Source organism: Olivibacter sp. SA151, from assembly GCF_054130995.1.
Map to the genome: position 1 here is coordinate 2,937,830 of NZ_CP096391.1, position 20,452 is coordinate 2,958,281.

15 protein-coding genes are annotated in these 20,452 nt (G+C 40.2%); 4 read left to right on the forward strand and 11 right to left on the reverse strand.

The window, feature by feature from the left end; genetic code table 11:
* Positions 1 to 12: 12 nt before the first annotated feature.
* From M1D52_RS12025 to M1D52_RS12045, 5 genes are all read right to left on the reverse strand, one after another.
* Complete coding sequence (locus tag M1D52_RS12025; RefSeq protein WP_013667166.1) at positions 13 to 858, reverse strand: transketolase; 846 nt, start codon at positions 856 to 858, stop codon at positions 13 to 15.
* Positions 859 to 972: 114 nt separating this feature from the next.
* Positions 973 to 1,434, reverse strand: a complete 462-nt coding sequence (bcp, locus tag M1D52_RS12030; protein ID WP_013667165.1) for a thioredoxin-dependent thiol peroxidase — start codon at positions 1,432 to 1,434, stop codon at positions 973 to 975.
* A 58-nt stretch (positions 1,435 to 1,492) separates the two neighbouring features.
* Positions 1,493 to 3,208, reverse strand: a complete 1,716-nt coding sequence (locus M1D52_RS12035; RefSeq protein WP_377608767.1) for a M23 family metallopeptidase — start codon at positions 3,206 to 3,208, stop codon at positions 1,493 to 1,495.
* Positions 3,209 to 3,215: 7 nt separating this feature from the next.
* Positions 3,216 to 3,827, reverse strand: a complete 612-nt coding sequence (locus tag M1D52_RS12040) for a fumarylacetoacetate hydrolase family protein (RefSeq protein ID WP_130855825.1) — start codon at positions 3,825 to 3,827, stop codon at positions 3,216 to 3,218.
* A gap of 306 nt (positions 3,828 to 4,133) precedes the next feature.
* The gene (locus M1D52_RS12045) at positions 4,134 to 4,649 is read right to left on the reverse strand and encodes a T9SS type A sorting domain-containing protein (protein ID WP_130855826.1); all 516 of its coding nucleotides are present in this window, start codon (positions 4,647 to 4,649) and stop codon (positions 4,134 to 4,136) included.
* A 256-nt stretch (positions 4,650 to 4,905) separates the two neighbouring features.
* On the opposite strand from M1D52_RS12045, the gene M1D52_RS12050 reads away from it, so the two are divergent.
* Complete coding sequence (locus M1D52_RS12050; RefSeq protein WP_130855827.1) at positions 4,906 to 6,852, forward strand: KUP/HAK/KT family potassium transporter; 1,947 nt, start codon at positions 4,906 to 4,908, stop codon at positions 6,850 to 6,852.
* A gap of 301 nt (positions 6,853 to 7,153) precedes the next feature.
* On the opposite strand, the gene M1D52_RS12055 is transcribed toward M1D52_RS12050, so the two are convergent.
* A complete protein-coding gene (locus tag M1D52_RS12055) occupies positions 7,154 to 8,848 on the reverse strand; it encodes an amino acid permease (protein ID WP_377608769.1) in 1,695 nt (564 codons plus the stop codon).
* Between the two features lie 110 nt (positions 8,849 to 8,958).
* Positions 8,959 to 9,645, reverse strand: a complete 687-nt coding sequence (locus M1D52_RS12060; RefSeq protein WP_377608771.1) for a hypothetical protein — start codon at positions 9,643 to 9,645, stop codon at positions 8,959 to 8,961.
* A 209-nt stretch (positions 9,646 to 9,854) separates the two neighbouring features.
* Here M1D52_RS12060 and tyrS point away from each other — a divergent pair, with 209 nt between their 5' ends.
* A complete protein-coding gene (tyrS, locus tag M1D52_RS12065; RefSeq protein WP_377608774.1) occupies positions 9,855 to 11,147 on the forward strand; it encodes a tyrosine--tRNA ligase in 1,293 nt (430 codons plus the stop codon).
* Between the two features lie 70 nt (positions 11,148 to 11,217).
* Here the strand turns inward: tyrS and M1D52_RS12070 are convergent, their stop codons facing one another.
* The 3 genes from M1D52_RS12070 to M1D52_RS12080 form a co-directional block, all read right to left on the reverse strand.
* Positions 11,218 to 12,204, reverse strand: a complete 987-nt coding sequence (locus M1D52_RS12070; RefSeq protein WP_437392664.1) for a LuxE/PaaK family acyltransferase — start codon at positions 12,202 to 12,204, stop codon at positions 11,218 to 11,220.
* A 30-nt stretch (positions 12,205 to 12,234) separates the two neighbouring features.
* Positions 12,235 to 12,579: a hypothetical protein gene (locus M1D52_RS12075; protein WP_437392665.1), complete on the reverse strand. Its 345-nt coding sequence runs from the start codon at positions 12,577 to 12,579 to the stop codon at positions 12,235 to 12,237.
* Between the two features lie 61 nt (positions 12,580 to 12,640).
* Positions 12,641 to 15,124, reverse strand: coding sequence for a penicillin acylase family protein (locus M1D52_RS12080; protein ID WP_437392666.1), 2,484 nt, complete (start codon positions 15,122 to 15,124; stop codon positions 12,641 to 12,643).
* A gap of 457 nt (positions 15,125 to 15,581) precedes the next feature.
* Between M1D52_RS12080 and M1D52_RS12085 the strand changes: the two genes are divergently transcribed.
* Positions 15,582 to 18,584, forward strand: a complete 3,003-nt coding sequence (locus tag M1D52_RS12085) for a SusC/RagA family TonB-linked outer membrane protein (RefSeq protein WP_013667153.1) — start codon at positions 15,582 to 15,584, stop codon at positions 18,582 to 18,584.
* Between the two features lie 17 nt (positions 18,585 to 18,601).
* Positions 18,602 to 20,116 carry a RagB/SusD family nutrient uptake outer membrane protein gene (locus M1D52_RS12090; RefSeq protein WP_013667152.1) on the forward strand — a complete coding sequence of 505 codons (1,515 nt, stop codon included), beginning with the start codon at positions 18,602 to 18,604 and terminating at the stop codon, positions 20,114 to 20,116.
* Positions 20,117 to 20,151: 35 nt separating this feature from the next.
* On the opposite strand, the gene M1D52_RS12095 is transcribed toward M1D52_RS12090, so the two are convergent.
* A complete protein-coding gene (locus M1D52_RS12095; RefSeq protein ID WP_437392667.1) occupies positions 20,152 to 20,445 on the reverse strand; it encodes a hypothetical protein in 294 nt (97 codons plus the stop codon).
* Positions 20,446 to 20,452: the final 7 nt, after the last annotated feature.

The window sequence follows — 20,452 nt, forward strand, 5'->3', positions numbered from 1 at the left end:
AAGTCAGGTCAATTAATAATCTCCTAAAGTTTCTTCAAGCTGTGCTAGTGCTGTAGCTAGCTGTTCATCATTGGGTGCTACACCATGCCATTTATGAGATCCCATCATAAAATCAACGCCATATCCCATTTCGGTATGCATAAGAATCATAACCGGTTTTCCTTTTCCGGTACGGCTTTTCGCTTCCGTTAAGGTTTCGATGAGCTGCGCCATATCGTTACCCTTTGCCTCCAAAACATCCCATCCGAAAGCCTCCCATTTGGCTTTTAAATTACCTAAAGAAAGTACACGTTCGGTTGGGCCATCGATTTGTTGACCGTTTAAATCAATCGTTGCGATAAGGTTATCCACTTTATTATGTGGTGCATACATGGCAGCTTCCCATACTTGGCCTTCTTGCAATTCACCATCGCCCATTAAAACATAAACCAATTTATCATCCGCATTTAATTTTTTCGCACGGGAAGCTCCGATTGCCACGGAAAGTCCTTGACCAAGAGAGCCAGAAGCAACACGCACACCCGGCAAATGTTCATGTGTTGTTGGATGCCCTTGCAGCCTGGAATCAATCTTTCTAAAAGTTGCTAGTTCACTTTTGTCGAAGTATCCGGCACGTGCCAAGGTGCTGTAAAATACGGGAGATATATGTCCATTGGACAAAAAGAAAATGTCTTCTCCAATACCATCCAAGTTGAACGTGGGATTGTGTTCCATTTGATGGAAATAGAGAGCTACGAAAAAGTCTGCACATCCCAGTGATCCTCCCGGATGGCCGGACTGGCAACCATGTACCATGCGTACGATATCTCGACGTACTTGCTTTGCTATGTTTTCAAGTTTTGCTATGTCTGCACTCATTATAATTTGTGTTAAACGATATTAAGATGCTAAGATAAATATTTTTAGTTATTAGCCGTTAATTAATAGTTGTTAATTTGACACTTATATTGGTTGGTCTTTTAAATAAATGGTCTATTTTACCAAATCCCGTATCTGGCGGGAAGCATTTTTATTATCGACCTTTCTGATGATATGTTCAATGATTCCCTTTTCATTGATCACAAAGGTAGTTCTGGCTGTTCCCATGTATTTTCTACCATACATATTTTTCTCCACCCAAACACCGTAGTCCTCAACTATCTTTTTATCCTCATCAGCCAATAAGTTGAAAGGGAGTTCATACTTGCTGATAAACTTTTGATGCGATTGTTCACTGTCAATACTCACTCCTAATACCTCATATCCATCTTGAAGGAGAGACTGATAATTATCTCTAAAGTTACAGGCTTCGGTGGTGCAGCCCGGTGTATTATCTTTCGGGTAAAAGTATAAAATCACTTTTTTACCTAAATAGTCTTTCAGTTCTACGGTTTCACCTTTTTGATTTTTGGCCTTAATCGCCGGTGCTTTATCACCTTCTTTTAGTTCTTTCATTTTTTTAGTTATTAGATTTTAGCCGTTAGCTAATGACTAATAGCCAATGGCTGACAGCTTATTTCACAAAATCCGCCTCAAATACTTTTTCGTTGTCTTTCCAGTCTTTTACACGCAATTTGAACCGATGCCTTCCTTTAGGGAGGTTGTCGTCAAAGGTATGTCGGAGAGATGCACTTTTGGGATCATATTCCATTAATATCCATTGATCATCTATGTAGCCCTCAAATGACTGAATTCCTGACAAATTATCGGATATTTTGAAGTTAATCCGACTGTAGGCACTCATATTTTTGTTTGCAGAGAGATTAAGCGAACGGATAATGGGAGCGACGGTATCAACGGTGATATAAAAACTTCCCAGGGTTCTTGCAGTCGTCATAACAAAACCATCTTTATAAATGCCTCCTTGCGAATCGCCTTGCGCATTTACAATAAGAGCTTTGGATTGCAAGTTGCGGGGCACGTCCTGCGCATTAATTGCCAAGCTATATCCCTGATGCACCGGAACCATGCGGTTATGGATGTGCTGTAGATGCGAATAAGCACCTTTTGGGCGCGTGCCTTGATCGTATCTAAAATATAAATCGCTGTATAGGCTGCCTTTAGGCAAGCTAATCTTTATCGCGTCATTTTCAAATTGGTTATCTTGCCCATAATAAAAGAAAGTCGTTCCTTCGTGATTCTTTTTTGCTATCGTATACTGAGGATCGTTTCTGACTTCGAATGATAAAGTACTCACATTGCCCATTATATCTTTTACTTTATAAAGAAGCCGATGACTCTGTTGATCTTTAATATGGATGATACCCCGATTATGAAGATTGTGGTAAATTTCTAGTTTGTTCCCTTGTTCCACGAAGCTCTTTTGTATTCTTCTTTTATGTAATATATAAGACGCATAATCAATATGTGCATTAATGGCTCGACTATTGTCAAAAGAAAAGCTTTCCCAGGCCGCTGTATAAATGTTCTTTCCATCCAAGAAAAGTTCAATGGAGTATACGCCGTTTCGATTGGCCGATGCAGAATTGAGGTCGGAAGCTACAATTCCAAAAGCGGTTGGTCCGTTGATGATGATCGTTTTTGTCGGGGTGATTTTATATTCACCACCGGTCCCCGAAACCTGAAAGTGTTCTCTTTCTGTGTTTTCGTCGTATGTATCGCTTCCAAATCGATATACCGTTAAAGCGCTAATAGTAGGAGGGACCCTGTCGGGAATTGTCAGTCCAAAAAGTTGAGCGTTAATGGTATGCTCGGTCTTAGTATCTCTAAGTTCAAAATGCAAATGGGGTCCTGCGGACCCACCGGTATTCCCCGAGAATGCGATGATGTCTCCCTTCTTCACCGGAATCATCGTGGCAGTCAACGGAAAATCTACATCAAATCTTTTTTCATTGTATTGCTTATCTTTTACAAGTGTGGCGATTTTTGCATTGAATTGTTGTAGATGCATATAAACGCTGGTATAACCATTTGGATGATCTATATAAAGCGCATTTCCGCCACCGCCTATTTGGACGCGGGCACGAGAAATAAAGCCATCAGCTACGGCGTAAATCGGATAACCCTCTCGCTGATTCGTCCTATAGTCTGTTCCAGAATGAAAATGGTTTGACCTCAATTCACCAAAGCTTCCGGCTGCCTGCGGCGCTAGGTCTAGCGGAGGACGAAAATAGTTCTGCGGGTATTGTTTTTGCTGAACGCGCGAATCTTGAGCTTCTACTGGAAGCATGAAATGGAGAAATAGCGCGGTAATATAGAGAAGTTTCATCCGCAATTTACTTTATATTGAAATCAAGTAGCTTTTGGTCTTCAATATAACCTTCCAAATGATCGCCGATAGCCACAGGGCCTACGCCGGCAGGTGTTCCTGTAAAGATTAGATCGCCCTTACGGAGTGTAATGTATTCGCTTACAAAGGATATAATGCTCTCAAAAGAAAAGATCAAATTGTTTGTATTCCCTATCTGAACTTCTTCTCCGTTTTTCTTTAAACAAAAATTAATGTTATAGATATCTGCAAAAGTGTTTTTTGGAATCAAAGTACTAACGGGCGCCGATTGATCAAAGGCTTTTGCCAGTTCCCAGGGTAGACCTTTTTGTTTATGTTCTGCTTGAAGATCGCGTGCTGTAAAATCGATTCCCAAACCGATGGAATCATAATAGGTATCAGCAAATTTTCGCTGAACATGCTTTCCCTCTTTGCAAATTCGGATCACTATCTCAATTTCGTGATGGACTTCCTTTGAAAAATCAGGTAGATAAAAATCTTTATTGTCTTTAAGTATTGCTGTATCCGGTTTCAAAAAAATTACAGGCTTTTCCGGTACAGGATTGTTTAATTCGTGGGCATGGGCTACATAGTTTCTACCGATTGCTATAATTTTCATTTAATAATTTGTTTTAAAGTGGCAATGAAGCTTGCCTGCCTACGGCCAGCAGGTTTCATTTAATAATTTGTTTTAAAGTGGCAATGAAGCTTGCCTGCCTACGGCCAGCAGGTTTCATTTAATAATTTGTTTTAAAGTGGCAATGAAGCTTGCCTGCTTACCGCAGGCAGGTTTCTGTAAATATACCCCCAAACCTACTACAAAAAAAAATTGCAACGAATTTTTTGATTGTTAATTTAAATAAAAAAACCATCCGTTTCCAATTGGAGCGGATGGTTTCGAATCAGAAAAGTAATTAGTTTTTATCTAGAGCACTTCAATTCGCTTAACAATAGTTTCTGTACCGGCAACAACACGGATAAAGTAAAATCCCTGGTTAAGCTTACTACCCAAGTTAAAAGTGTTGCTTTGTTCTCCCGCAGACAGACGTTGTGAAAGCAAAGTAGTTACTTCATTTCCCAACGCATCCATCACTTTGATGGACACATTACTATCTTTGTTTAGTTTAAAGGACAAACTCAGTTGATCTGAAATTTGGTTTGGAAAAACCTTCACATTACTGAGCAGCTTTTCATTTTCGGTCCCCTCCATCTTTTGTGCCCCCATTAAGGGAGAAAAGGGTTTGAATCCAAAGTGCAGATCGCTGACCTTATAGGCTTTGTGATCGGAAATTCGACTCTTCTGCATGGGTGTTTGCTGCTTTCTCGATGCGGAATCCATTTCTAGACTGAGAGAAGCCGCTGCATGCGTGTCTATTTTTGCTAGCGTAAAGACTACACTTAAAATAAAAAGATATAGAATAGAAAAGTATTTATATGCCATAGGTGTCGCTTCAAATAGTTATTGCAAAAAAAGAGAAGTGGATCGTCACAAAGGGAAACACTTCACCAGTTAGCTTGACTACAAAAATATAATAAATATATTTCAATTTTTAGAACAAAGCAAAAAAAAGATAGTTTTTAACAATTTTTAACAACTTTTTTCGTTTGCTCTGTTTTTGAATTGATTGGAAATGAGACATGCTTTCAAATATCAATATATTAGCTACATTTGCCTCGTAAATTAGAAAAATTAATCAGTGGAAAAATCAAAAGATTTACACAAGTTAAGCGCTGCGGGTTTATTGGTTAGTTTGGGGGTGATATACGGCGACATAGGAACCTCTCCTTTATATGTATTCAAAGCCATTATAGGTGACGATGTTATCACATCTGAGTTGATTTATGGGGGATTATCCTGTATTTTTTGGACTTTGACTTTACAAACTACCATAAAATACGTTATCATCACGTTAAAGGCCGATAATAAGGGAGAGGGTGGGATTCTGTCTCTATTCTCGCTAGTCAAACGGAGAGCTAAGTGGTTAATATTTCCGGCCATGGTTGGAGCTGCCGCTATGCTTGCTGACGGGATGATTACGCCACCAATCACCGTATCTTCCGCAATTGAAGGGTTGAAAATCTATAACAAAGATTTGCCCACTGTTCCCATTGTGATCGGCATCATTTCTGTTTTATTTGTTATTCAACGATTTGGAACATCGGTGGTGGGAAGAGTGTTTGGTCCGCTGATGTTTGTTTGGTTTACGATGATGGGGGTTTTAGGCTTACGTTACTTGGTTGATATGCCCGAAATTATTGCAGCTATCAACCCGTATTATGCCATTAAACTTCTAATTAATTATCCGAATGCATGGTTGATTTTAGGAGCGGTATTCTTGTGTACTACAGGTGCTGAAGCACTTTATTCAGATTTGGGCCATTGTGGGCGCGCGAATGTTAGAATAAGCTGGATTTACGTAAAAACCTGCCTGTTAATGAATTATTTTGGTCAAGGCATTTGGTTAGCACAGCATCAAGGTGCCTATCTAAACGATCAGAATCCTTTCTACCTCTTGATGCCGGAGTGGTTTTTGACGATTGGCATTACCATTGCAACGATAGCAGCTATTATCGCATCGCAAGCTATGATATCGGGATCGTTTACCCTGATTGCTGAGGCGGTGCGACTTAATATCTGGCCGAAAGTGAAAATTAACTATCCAAGTAATCAAAAAGGCCAGTTGTACGTGCCATCTGTAAATTTACTTTTATGGATCGGCTGTATGGTCGTAATTTTAATATTCAAAGAGTCGCGCAATATGGAAGCGGCCTACGGATTAGCCATCAATACCACCTTTCTAGCAACAACTGTCTTAATGGTAGCGTATCTTTTCAAAAAGCATACACCACGGTATTTGATTGCGCTTTTTTTCATCATTTACATGGGGATAGAACTGGCTTTTTTAGCGGCAAACGGCGCCAAAATTGCTCATGGTGGATGGCTAACGCTGCTTTTGGCGAGTGTGCTTTTTGCTGTTATGCTTTGTTGGTGGTGGGCTCGAAAGATAAAGAATAATTTTGTACGCTATGTTGATATAGAGGATTATTATCCTATATTAAGTGAATTGACAGAAGATGAAACAGTGCCTCGCTATGCTTCTCAACTCGTATACCTGACCAGCGCCAATTTTAGATCGGAAATAGAGTCGAAAATTGTTTATTCTATTCTTCAGAAGAAACCAAAACGCGCCGATGTATACTGGCTGGTTCATGTTGATGTGACCGATGAACCCTATACAAATGAATATAAAGTGGATCACCTAGTTAAGGGCAAGTTGATACGAATTGATTTTCGTTTAGGATTTAGAGTCGAACAACGTATTAGCCTGTTATTCCGAAAGGTAGTAGAAGAGTTAGTGAAAAACCAGGAGGTAGAGATTACAAGTAGGTATAAAACCTTGAAGAAATATAATATGGTGGGTGACTTTCGATTTGTGGTACTCGAAAAAGTGGTTTCAAGGTCTAATAATCTAGGGTTCATGGAACGTATCGTAATGGATGCCTATAATCTGCTGAGGCATTTCAGTTTATCAGAAGAAAGAGGTTTCGGCTTAGATTCCAGCTTCGTGACCATTGAACGTGTACCACTTGTCATTTCGGGTACAAAAGAAATTAATATCAAACGAAGTTATTGGAAGCAGTAGGTTCGGTTAATTAGCCAATTAGTTAATTAGCCAATTATTCGTAAGTGTTAGCTTTTTCGGCACTCATGAGCTCCCAACGGTCGGTTAGCCAATGTAATGGTGTAATGGTGGTGGGTTAGGTGGTTGTGGCAGTTGTTAAATTGTTAAGTAGTTTAATTGGCCAATTATTCTCGTAAATGTTTGTTTTTTCGGTACTCATGAACTCCCAACGGTCGGTTAGCCAATGTAATGGTGGTGGGTTAGTGGTTGTGGCAGTTGTACTTACATACCGACAGGGTAACTAAAGCTTAAAGCTTATCGCCTAAAGCCTATGGTTAACATTCAATTTTGACTTTCTATAGCCGTAAATGAAGTAGATGATAAGACCTATAACGAGCCAACCAATAAATATAATCCAGTTGCTTGCGCCAAGTTCAGTCATGAGGTAAAGATTTACCAAAATACCGGCTACCGGGAGTGTCGAGAAGTTGTATTTGTAGCTGAGAACAGTGAGTATGACCCAAGTAAGCCAGAAGATTATTGTGAGCGATTTATGTTCGATTAATTCCACGGCAGAGAGATCAACCCATTCTTTTATCGTTGCTTTACCATATATGAACAGACCTAGCACTGTTATTAAGAGGGCTAAACCGACTATATATTTGCCGTTGACGTAAGGAACCCGAAACTTTGATTGTTTTGAGATCCCTTGATGATCTAAATATAAAACACCACCACAAACCAATATAAAGGCAAAGAAAGTACCTACACTGGTTAAGTCTACAAAGAAATCCATTCTAAAGAATAGCGCAGGAATCGTAACCACGATACCGGCAATAATGGTGGCAAAGCCAGGTGTTTTATACTTGGGATGAATACTGGCAAATTTTTTCCATAATAGACCATCTCGGCTCATCGTCATCCAAATGCGTGGTTGACCCAATTGAAAAACCAATAGGGCACTGGTAATAGCTATAACAGAACTAATGGAGATGACTCCTGCCATAAAATCTAATCCTGTTGATTGAAATACAAAGGCTAAGGGATCATTCACGTTCAATTCTTTATAGTTCACCATTCCTGTTAGCACAAGCGTTATTAATACATATAAAACGGTACAGATTAAAAGGCAGTAGATCATAGCACGTGGGAGGTCACGTTGTGGATTCTTACATTCCTCCGCTGTAGTTGAAATGGAGTCAAAACCGATGAACGCAAAGAACACAGCTGCAACACCACTTAAAATTCCTTGAATTCCATTAGGTGCGAAAGGACTCCAGTTTGCCGGTTTAACATAAAAAGCACCTCCGATAATAACAAAAAGCACCACGCTGACTTTAAGAATGACCATGATGTTGCTTGCAGTTCTTGATTCTTTAATGCCAATATAGACCAGCCACGTCACCAAAATCGTAATAAGGCCAGCCGGAAGGTTGCAAACAAGGGCAATATTACCTAAGTGGGGAGCTTGTTCATAGGCCGCTGCTGCAATTTTTTCAGAAGAACTGAGAGCTTCGGAACCCGCTTGTTGTAGTTTGTGGAAAGCTTCATAGGCGCCTTCGGAAGAAGTTGTAAGCCACAGTGGAAGTCGGATTCCGAAGCCCTTTAGCATGCTTACAAAGTATTCAGACCACGAGATGGCAACCACCATGTTGGACACCGCATATTCCAAAATAAGTGCCCATCCGATTATCCATGCGAATATTTCACCGAATGCAACATAGGCATAAGTATAGGCACTTCCGGAAACCGGGACGGTGCTTGCAAATTGCGCATAAGAAAGCGCAGTAAATACACATGCTATCGCTGTAAAAACGAATAAAAGCGAAACTGCCGGACCACCGTTATAGCTTGCTAATCCTATTGTACTAAAGATACCCGCCCCAACAATAGCCGCTATACCGAGCGAAACTAGATCTTTTACGCCTAGGACTTTTGCTAATCCTCCGCTTCCTTGATGATACGTGTCTTTTTGGATTTGCTCAACGGTTTTTTTGCGGAAGAGTTTATGAGCCATACGATGTTTGGTTGTTAAACAGCAATTAAAATTAAGGCCCAAACATAAAAAAAATATTTTATTCCGTTGTTATGGACACCAAATAAAGCTGCATCCATTCTTTGGTGAGCCTAATTGTAGTATTTGCTTAAATAATCGGCAATTTCGTTAAAGATCACTTTATAATTGTATGCTAATTCTCTTTCATATACATTTAAGGCATCAGTCAGCTGAAGTTTTTTATCTTCATTTAAGCCTTGCGGCCAAAATTTTTTACAAACTTGGTCTAGAGCGTAGGTAACTTTGGCCATCTCACGATAGGTTCCTAAATATCGATCATTGATAAAAGCATTAAAAAATGTAAGGAATAGTGTGGTATCTTGTAAGCCGGAAAGTTCCAAAAAACGGGATAAGCTTTGACGATCTACATCTTGGAGTTGCCCGTAGAAGTCGTTTTCATGTAGCCAACTATCCTTGAGAAGTAAGCGATCAAGGAGGAGCTCGAGGGCAATGTGAGAAAGAAATGAAGCGCGGATGGGTGTATTTGCAACAACAGGTGACAAATGCGCTTTCAATTGTCTCGTTTTTTCCAAAAAAAACACATTGTTGTGGAAGAACCGGTCTGTAGCCAAGTGGCGGCACCAGCCTTTCAATATCCGAGAAATACGCTGATCATCGATAAACAATGCAACATTCTTCTCGGGAAAAACACGGATATCTCTATCCATATTTCGTAAAAGATCAGGCAGCACAGATCCAAGTGCGCGATGAGGGTCATTTACTTTTCGTTCAAAATAAAAATGAGATAGGAAATTCATGGTACTCAGTTTAAAGTCCTCATCTTTGTCCAATTCTGTTATGTGCAAACTTCCTGTGAATATACATTTTTTATGCCAGTTTTCAAATAGGAGCTTTCGAGGTAAGAACTCCAGGTATTAAATGGAGAAAAAATTACATCGATGAAAAAATAATGCTAAGTTTGCACATTTCATGGGAAAAATAGATAGTTAAATAAATAGATACAGAGATGAATTTTGTTGACGAGCTGCGTTGGAGGGGCATGCTACAGGACATTATGCCCGGAACAGAAGAACAATTAGAAAAAGGAGTAACTTCCGGTTATATCGGCTTTGATCCAACAGGCGATTCGTTGCATGTAGGTCACTTAACGCAAATAATGACACTCATTCATTTTCAGCGAGCGGGACATAGACCGATCGCTTTGGTGGGCGGAGCCACCGGGATGATCGGAGATCCATCATTCAAATCGGCGGAAAGGAACTTGTTGGACGAGGAAACGCTTCGCCATAATGTTTCATGCTTGGAAAAGCAGTTGAGAAAATTCTTAGATTTTGACAACCGAAGTGGAAAAGGCAATGGAGCCATAATGGTCAATAACTATGATTGGTTCAAAGATTTTAAGTTTTTAGATTTCATACGTGATGTCGGAAAGCTTATCACTGTCAATTATATGATGGCAAAAGATTCAGTAAAAAAGCGATTAGAAGGTGAAAATGGCTTATCATTTACGGAGTTTTCTTACCAGCTTATCCAAGGCTATGATTTTTACTATCTATGGAAACATAAAGGTTGTATGATCCAAATGGGCGGATCGGATCAATGGGGTAATATCGTAACCGGTTCGGAGTTTATTAGAAGGCAGGAAGGAGGAAGTGCCTTTGGTTTAACAACTCAGTTGATAAAGAAGACAGACGGCACAAAATTTGGAAAAACTGAAAGTGGTGCCGTGTGGTTGGATCCTAAAAAAACGTCGCCCTATAAATATTATCAATTCTGGCTTAATGCAAGTGACGAAGACGCAAAAAATTGGATCAAAATTTTTACCCTTAAAGATAAGGCCGAAATCGATTCGATTATCGCTGAACATGATGCTGCTCCACATTTACGAATTGTTCAAAAGGCGCTAGCCGAGGATATTACGATAAGAACACATTCGGTATCTGCTTACCAAATGGCCGTAAAGACTTCTGAGTTTTTATTTGGAAGCGGTTCTTTGGACTTTCTAAGTGGCATGGACGATGCAGATGTATTGGACGTCTTCGATGGTGTGCCACAGTCTGTAATTAGAAAAGAGGAGTTGAAAAACGGAATCAATGTTGTCGATCTCCTCTCTACCTACGCATCTGTTTTCCCTTCAAAAGGTGAAGCTCGGAAAATGATACAAGGTGGGGGCGTATCCATTAATAGGGAAAAAGTTGGATCGGTTGATCAAACGATTGACCTTTCAAACTTGATTAATAACAAATATATAATTGCACAAAAAGGTAAAAAGAACTATTTTTTACTCATTGCACAGTAAGCCCCTATTTGAATGTCGGTTACCGGTTGTAGCTCAGCAGCCGGTAACAATAATAGCTATGAGCGAGTGGTTACTGGACCAATAGATTACAACCTCGGATATCACTTTGATCGAAGCGGCCCAATATTTCAAAATGATTATTACTTGAAACGCGACCGAGATCTTGTGTGGCAATAAAAGAGCAACTATTAAGATTAGCCAAGTCAATTATATTGACGCCTCCCGTTAATCCCTTCGGCAATTTGGTAAGTGGATCATTTACATCTCTTATTAATACTTTCATCCAAGGAGGACAGGCGAAAACGCCCTTTGCCTCAGAATAGGCTTGAGACAAAAGCTCAGTCATTCCATATTCGGAATGTATGGCGGTGACGCCGAAACCGGTGCACAATATATTATGCAATTCATCTCGGATCATTTCCTTCCGCTTACCTTTCATTCCACCGGTTTCCATAACGATCAACTCTTTAAAAGAAATGTTATAGTTTTCGACAAAATCAAGCAAAGCATAGGTGACGCCGATTAGCATGGTTGGAATTTTCAGGTTTTGAAGCTCCTTCAATCGTTCATATAAAGCCCGATGGTCATAAAGGAAATAACCGCTATATTGTGGATTGGAATCCTTAATCAGATCATCTACCATATAAATAAGTGAAGATCCTTCGCGTTCCAAATAAGAAGGAAGAAGGGCCAATAGGGCCATGTTTTTTATATCGCCATAAAAAAGCCTGAAAGCTCTTCTGAAACTCTCTTCGTACAAGCTCAAGTCGCTAACCAAATGCCTGCTTGGTTGCATACCGGTAGTTCCCGAGCTTGAAAAAGTAACTTGACTGATTTGATTATCCAGTATGACTTCTTTTGTTTTAAAAAATTCAATAGGCAGAAATGGAATTTCTTCTGTATGAGAAATATTGTTAGGATTACAGTTGAGATAGTGCAGGTATTCCTTATACACGGCATTCTCCAATGCTTGCTTCTTAAAAATTTGCAATGCAACTTGCTCAAATTGTTCCGATGAGCTTATTTGAAAAATTGCCCTTTTATCGATGTTTACCATATTTACTGAAAACAAAGATACGTGAAAATATTAAAATGCTTTTCTAATGTATTGTCCCGACAAGCCGGCAAAACCTGCTACTAGGCCACCGGGTATACCACTGATCAGCGTCATCCAGATCCAATTGAAAGAGCTTTCAGGTAAGCCCAGTAACAGGCCGATACGGTTAGGTAGTATGTGCCCGTTTAAATAACTTAGATAAAGGCTGTACAAAGCCCAAACACAATAGATTGCAGCAAAGCAAATGATGAAAGCTTTCCATGGCTTTTCGTTGAAAAGATAGGATACAATGACGGAAATTGGTATAATGATCCACCAAGGCAATACTAATTGAGCCGTGAAGATGGTTACACAAAGTACGATATACATTTTCATTATAATAGTATTTTAAAAAGCATGAAGTTTGCCTATTCACTTACGAAAGACAAAAGTTGATTTAGTTGGTAAGCGTAATTTTACTTACAATTCTGTTTTGCAGCTCATTTTTTTCACCTGTCAGGAATAGTAGTTCTTTGAGCTCTCCCTGAAGCCAGGCTTTCAATTGATTGTCATAGTAAATACTGCCCGGGTTTCCTGACGAGCCACCCGGTAATATGCCATAAGCCTTCGGTTTATGGCCAAGTTCTACTACCATTCTCCAGGAAGGGCCGCTCTTTTCCTTGATTGCATTTATTGTACGCCCCGAACCATTGACGGGAAACTTAAAAGATGCCAATCCTTTTATACTCGCCAAGTGAAGAACACGTCGTTCATTGACCGTTCCCCACGCCCAAGTTTCATCGAGCGCACCATATTTTTCTTCCAGGTTCTGTAGGGCGTCGTGAAGTGATTTGGCGAACAGGGTAGCTCGAGGGCTTAGGGTGCCCGTCTTTTCCTTTCCATACCATATTGAATTAGGCTCATTGAGTAAGAGCTCGACAGTACGATCGCGATTGGGATAACGCATTTTCGTCGATTTTTTATCAAACCATTTGCTCCATAATGCATTTTCAATTTCTTTATACCATTGTTCAAAAATGGTTGCAGCAATAGAAGTTGCTTCATAACAATGATTCCAATTTCGCAATAAGGCAAGTGCTTTTCGATCAATGTCATTTAATTCCTGCACCCCTTCAGTAACAGACACCAAGGTATCCAGGATATCGTCCGCCAATATGCTTCTGTTATCGAGCTGAAGTAATCGAAGTGAATCAGCCGTTGCGTGTTCCAGTTTTGCTAGTCGTTCATTTATTCGATGCCCGCGATCATAGGGTGCATACTCCCAATTCAAATAATAAGGATAACTTTGATCAACCGGGGATTGATTTGCCGAACTGACAAAACCGCGTGATGGATTTTTAACGCTAGGGTTCTGCTCTGCAGGAATTCTGTCCGACCAATCGTTCTTGCTGTATTTTCCATCGAGTATAAATTTTCCATGTTCAAATGATTTTAATGGAAAATAGCCGTTTGGTGTAATAGCAATGTTATCCTGATTGTCAGCGAAAATAAAGTTCTGAGCCGGGGCAGTAAAAAACACCAGTGCTTTTCTGTAGTCATCATAGTTCTTGGCTCGATTCAACTCATAAAAGGTTCGCAAATCATTGGAGGGCAAATGGGCAACCCATTTCAAAGCCGCACCCGTTGGTATGTTGTTTGCTAGGTTGCTATCGCTATTCAGCGGTTCTTCGGTGACGCTAATAGGACCGTGATGGGTGTAGTATACCGTATCGAATACAGTAGCACCTGATCTTACGTTGATTTTTTCTATTCTTTTCGTAGTTTTCTTCCATTCATCATCAACTAAATAGAAGTCTTTTTTTTTATCTTTAAAGGTAATTTGGTACCAATCTAATACGTCTGATCCGACATTAGTCACACCCCAGGCAATGTGCTGATTAAAGCCGATAATTACACAAGGGGCACCAGGAATAGAAACACCGCAAGTGTTGCTGGTGGAACTTTGAAGCTGTACCTGATACCAAATGCTTGGAAGTGTAAGGCTAAGATGTGGATCATTTGCCAATATTGGATAGCCCGTGCTGCTTTTTTGCGAAGATATTGCCCAATTATTGCTGCCTAAACCCTCTTCCTTGTTTCCTGCCAGTAAATTATTTTGATCAATAAACTTCATTGAAGAGAGTGACTCTTTGGGTTGTTCTACAGGTGTCTGAATTTTATTTGCAATGTTTGTTCCGTGTACCGCCTTAAATGGCCAAGGCGTTCCCTGTGGGATAATCGGATCTTCTCTAAAAGGATAGTTTGGAAATAAGTTGTCTGTTATTTCTTTTCCATGTGTCTTCAGGATGTTCGTCATATGAAGTTCATCGGTACTACCGGCGAGTGTAGCAGACATTAATTTCAGCAATAAGGCTGAATTTATAGGTTGCCAAGGTTCAGGTGCATAATCTAACAGTTTGAATTCCAAAGGGTAATCAGCAGGAGAGAGATCGGCGATATAAGCGTTTACACCATCGGCATAGGCTTCAAGGATAAGTTTACTAATAGGATCTTTCATACTTTCAGCTAGCATTCGCTCAGCACCCAACATCATACCCATTCTTCGTTGATACCGATCTAACGGAACTGCTTTTGCACCTACTACTTCCGCAAGTCTACCACTTGCATATCGCGTTTGAAAGTCCATTTGCCAAAGTCGGTCTTTCGCGGTAATGTAGCCCTGCGCAAAATAGAGATCATAATCGTTTCTGGCAGAAATATGGGGGATGCGTTGGTCGTCATAAAAAATTTCGATGGTGTCTTTTATCCCTTTTACAAGATAGCTTTGATTTTCTGTTTGCGAAAGGGGCTCTGCATTTTTCCAAAAGCCATCAAATGGATTTAAAAACTTTCCTAGAGGAGGGATATCCCCGATTTTTTTATTTAATACGAACGCAAAACCGATACATAGAAAAATAGCTAAGGCTGCTTTTAACTTCATAAGTCTATAGAATATAATGAACGGTTGTAATAGGTCACGACATAAAAGTAACTAAAAACGTCATTTCCCACAACGTCTTTTGAAAGAAAAAAAGCGGTTACTTGTAATTGTGCCAAAGTAAGTCTAAAAGAGCTGGAAGTGTACAGCACCTAAATCGGCGTTTACATTTTAAAAATTACTTTTGTAATTCTTAAGAATAACTTTAATTTTACCGCACTCATCGGGAACGTTTTCATTAGGTGTAGCGTTTCCAGAGGCCAATATAAACAGATTGGGTGTTGTCATGAAAGACGATGACAATTGCCAATCTTAACAAAAGGTATCACCAATAAAATTAAAGTAAATTATGAGTTTTTATCCAACGCCCGTTCCTTAACGCTTATCTAGCGATGTATGTATGTAAATGGCCAAATAAATTGGCCCAACAAGCTTCATTATAACCATTAAAACCAATCGAATGAAAAAGAATCATGTTGTCAGTTTTCTGGCGTATTTCATTTTTATGCTAAGCTCTCTCGTTTCTATGGCACAAAGTGGCAGTATAGCGGGAAAAGTTTTAGACGAAAACAACCAACCTTTACCAAGTGCTTCTATACAGCTAAAAGAATTAAACAAATCCGTAGGAACGAATGTTGACGGGAATTTTAACATGGCTAATATTCCGAATGGAAGGTACACTTTAGTTGCCTCGTTTGTCGGCTATATGCCGCAAGAAAAATCTGTCACGGTTTCAGGCCAGGCCGTTACGGTGACCTTTACCATGCAACCCGATGCGCAGGGTTTGGATGAAGTGGTAGTGGTAGGGTATGGTACCCAACGCAGAAGTGATTTAACGGGAGCTGTTGCTTCTGTTGGCGCCAAGGATTTCAACAAAGGCCCATTAGTTGCAGCCGATCAATTAATTCAGGGTAAGGTGTCCGGTGTGCAGATGATCAATAATAGCGGACAACCAGGGGGCGCTACCACCGTACGTATTCGTGGTAATTCGGCTGTTACAGGTACCGGGCAACCACTGTACGTAGTGGACGGCGTTGCTTTGGACGGGCGTTCAGCCAGACCGAGTCAAAGTGGCGGGATAGGTACGAGCCCGGCAGGAAATCCCTTGAGTTTTATTAATCCGGCGGACATTGCCTCGATGGAAATCTTAAAAGACGCGTCCGCAACGGCAATCTATGGTTCAAGAGCTGCTTACGGTGTCGTTTTAATCACAACAAAACGTGGTCAGGAGGGCGGCCTGAAGGTAGATGTCAACTCTTCCGGTGGGATAAGTAATATTATGAGAAGAATCGACATTCTTGACGGCAACCAATATCGAGACGCTTTAAACAAATATGGACTAACAACTGGTGATTTTGGCGATAATGTCGATGCTTTGGATGCGATATTGCGAACCGCTTACAATCAAAATCACAGCCTTTCATTAAGCGGAGGGAACGCTGATAATAAGTACAGAGCATCTTTTGGATATCAGGATCAGCAGGGTATTATCGAAAAAACCGGATTTAAAAGATACAGCGGTTCGTTTAATGGAAATTTCAAAATGCTTAAAAGTAAAAAATTGGGATTGGATGTGAGTTTAATAGCCAGCCAGACCAACGAAAATATAGCACCCCTGGCAACAGACGCAGGAGCGTCAGGTAGTTTACTAACACACGCTTTAGCCTGGAACCCAACTCGGCCATTGCGGAACCCGGATGGCAGTTTGCTGGTAGAACGTGGTAATATTGTTAATCCGCTAGCCATGTCTGAAGCTTATAACGATCGTTCTAATGTATCTACCATATTGGCAAGCTTGTCACCTTATTATAAGTTTAACGATTGGTTGGAGTATCGGATGTTGTTGAGTATTAACTATAACCGGGGAGAACGTCGATCATCCACGCGGAGTTTTATTAATCTTCCAAGTATTCAGGCGGAGCCCGCCAATAATTTCCCTGGGGGATATGCTAGTGTTGCTAATAATGAGCTCATAACTAAACAATTGACTCATACACTCTCATTTAATAGAGAAATTGCCTCCGACCTTAATCTAAACGCGGTGATAGGTTATGAATACATGGATTTCATCAATCGGGGCACCGACATGAATGCACGTGGTTTCGGCGATATTCCTGTAGATTATACCGATGTTATGCAAGCCACTGCACCTGGAAATAGAAATTTGAACTCTTTTAACGATCCTACTACGCAACTACAATCTTATTTCGGAAGGGCTACCTTTAATTTTAAAGATCGTTATCTATTGACCGCTACGGTTCGTATTGACGGTTCTACTCGATTTGGAGAAAATAACCGTTATGGAACCTTTCCTTCATTCGCGGGTGCTTGGAACCTGAAAAATGAAGATTTTATGGCGGATGTTGCTTGGTTGAATCAATTGAAGTTACGTGCCGGTTGGGGTAAAACAGGTAATCAAGAGTTTCCGTCGGGTTCATCACAACGTAGATATTCAATCGGATATGGAGGTGGTGGCCAAACCAGACCTATAAATAATAACGAGAATCCAGACTTACGTTGGCAATCGGATGAACAGATGAATGTGGGGCTGGATTTTGGTTTATTTAACGGTCGCTTGAGTGGTACGGTGGATTATTTTAATAAGAAGACAACGGATTTACTTTTTCCGCAAACACCACAATATCCTGCATCACCGGATGCATCTATTACTTGGATAAATTTGCCGGGAGAAGTAATTAACAAAGGGATCGAACTGAACCTAAATGGTGTAATCGTTGAAAATGATAATTTTCGATGGGATTTAGGGGCGAATGCAACGTTTGTAAGCAATAAGGTACGCAATTTAGGAGAAAATGAAATCATTAGAACCGGTAGCTTAAGCGGGCAAGGGCTTAGTGATGTAACGGTGCAAGTAATTCAAAATAATTATCCGCTTTTTGCCTTCGTGACAAGGGAATATTTAGGATTGGATCAAGAAGGGTTTTCACAATATACAGACGACGGTTTTGTGTTTTATCGTGTGGGAAATCCAAATCCAAAAGTGTTATTAGGTATTAGTACAGCGTTAGATTATAAAAAATTCTCTTTCTCTGCAAACTTTAATGGAGCCCTCGGACAAGATATTTATAATAATACCGCTAATGCTGTATTACCTATATCTAATCTAGGGTCTAGAAACATTGCTTCGGAACTAGTAAATTCAAGCATATTAGAGTCGCCAGCCAATCCAATTGCAGCCTCATCACGTTACATTGAAAATGGAAGCTATTTAAAACTTGCAAACGCTACATTAAGTTACCGGGTAGGAGATGTTGGTAACTCCATTAAAAATTTAGGCATTTTTGTTAACGGGCAAAATTTATTTGTGATCACTAAATATAAAGGATTTGATCCTGAGGTGAATGTCAATAAATCGGTAAACAGCGTGCCTTCGGCGGGCATAGATAATGTGACCTATCCAACAGCCAGAACATTTAATTTAGGCGTCAACTTTTCATTATAAATTTTAGCGGAAGAATCATGAGAAATAAATATATAAAGGTCCTTTTACTTGCATTAGTTGCATTTACAGGATGTACAAAACTGGAAGAAGATCTTCATGGGCAAGTAGGTTCCGGTGGCGTTGGCAGCGATGATGTACCAGCGTTGTTAAATGCGGCCTATATTGCCATGCGCAATCCGTACTATGGTCCGTATGGTTGGTGGGCGCTACAGGAATTTCCTACCGATGAAGCGATAGTTCCTACGAGAGGCGGCGACTGGGACGATAACGGTGCTTGGCGAGCGCTTCATTTGCATCGATGGCAATCAGATCATACACGCGTTCACAGTGTGTTTAAAGATGTACTAGGAGTTAGCTATGCGGCAACGGATATTTTGCAGTATAATCCTACTCCCTCGCAAGAAGCCCAAGCTCGATTTCTCCGGGCTTTTGCCGAATTTTCCATTTTAGATGGTTGGGGACAGGTACCTTACCGTGACCCCGGAGAAAATGTTACGCAAAATCCGAGGGTCAGAACTGCGCAAGAAGAAATTGACTACCTGATTTCTGAAGTGACAGAAGTGTTAGACGATTTACCTACGGACAGAATTGATCGTGCTTCACAAGATGCAGCTAAAATTCTGTTGATGAAAATTTATTTAAATAAGGGAGCCTTTTTGAATCGTCAAGCGCCGACTTTTGCCAATGAAGATATGCAGGAAGTCGTTCGGTTGGCGGATGAGATTATCAATAGTGGAGAATACGCCTTAATTGATAATTATTATTTAAATTTCGCGCCAAATAATGGGCAATCGACAACCGAAAATATCTTTACAGGTGAAAATATCGGTGGAGAAAGTTCTGCTACCGGTATGACGAATATGTGGGTAGCTACATTACACTATAATCAAAATCCCCCGGGAAATAATGGTTTCTGTACTTTATCGGACTTCTATAATAAATTTGAAGAAAGTGACGTCCGGAGAGGCGGTGAATATCCCGGTGTAACTAATGTGAGTGGTGTAAGAGTTGGCTTTTTGGTAGGACAGCAAGTAAATCAAAATGGTGAAAACTTAACCGATAGACGAGGAAACCCTTTAGCCTTTACTCCAGAAGTTAGCATTATAGAAAGAGATCAGAATCATTTGGAAGTAGCTGGTATACGTGTTATTAAGTATCCAATTGACTATGCGAACGGTTCTACGAGCTTGTTAAATAATGATTGGGTATTCTACCGTTATTCGGATGTTTTATTAATGAAGGCCGAGGCGTTATTACGGTTGGGACAAACCGGCGAAGCCCTTAACTTAGTCAATCAAGTACGGACAAAGCGCGGTGCCAGCAGTTTTACCGAATTGAACGAACAGCTATTATTGGATGAATTAGGTAGGGAATTCTTTTGGGAAGGACATCGGAGAACTGATCTCATCCGTTTTGGCAGATTTTTGGAAGCCTGGCAAGAAAAACCGGCATCAGACGCGAAAAATCTGTTGTTCCCGATTCCTTTGAACCAATTGGGAAACCCAAATTATACACAAAATCCAGGATATTAGTATTCAAGCCGGGCAGTAGCTGCCCGGCTTGAATATTATTTAGTATTGTTGATTTCTTGCTGTTGCCTTAGTCGAGCCACATTATTTTTTTCACCAAAATCACTGGTTTTTGAAGTGAATTCTTCCATTAAACTTGTGACTGCATCCAGGTTATCTGCTGTGCGCTGATGGATTTGGGGAAGAATCTGTTCAAGACTTTTATCATCTACTTCAATGTTCTCTACTTCAATGTTACTTATTTTTTCAAGAATAGCCTGTTGGCTATTTCGCAAATCTTCTAATTGACGGACAATCTTTTCCATCAATTCAAACTTTTTTAGTTTATCCATATCTCAA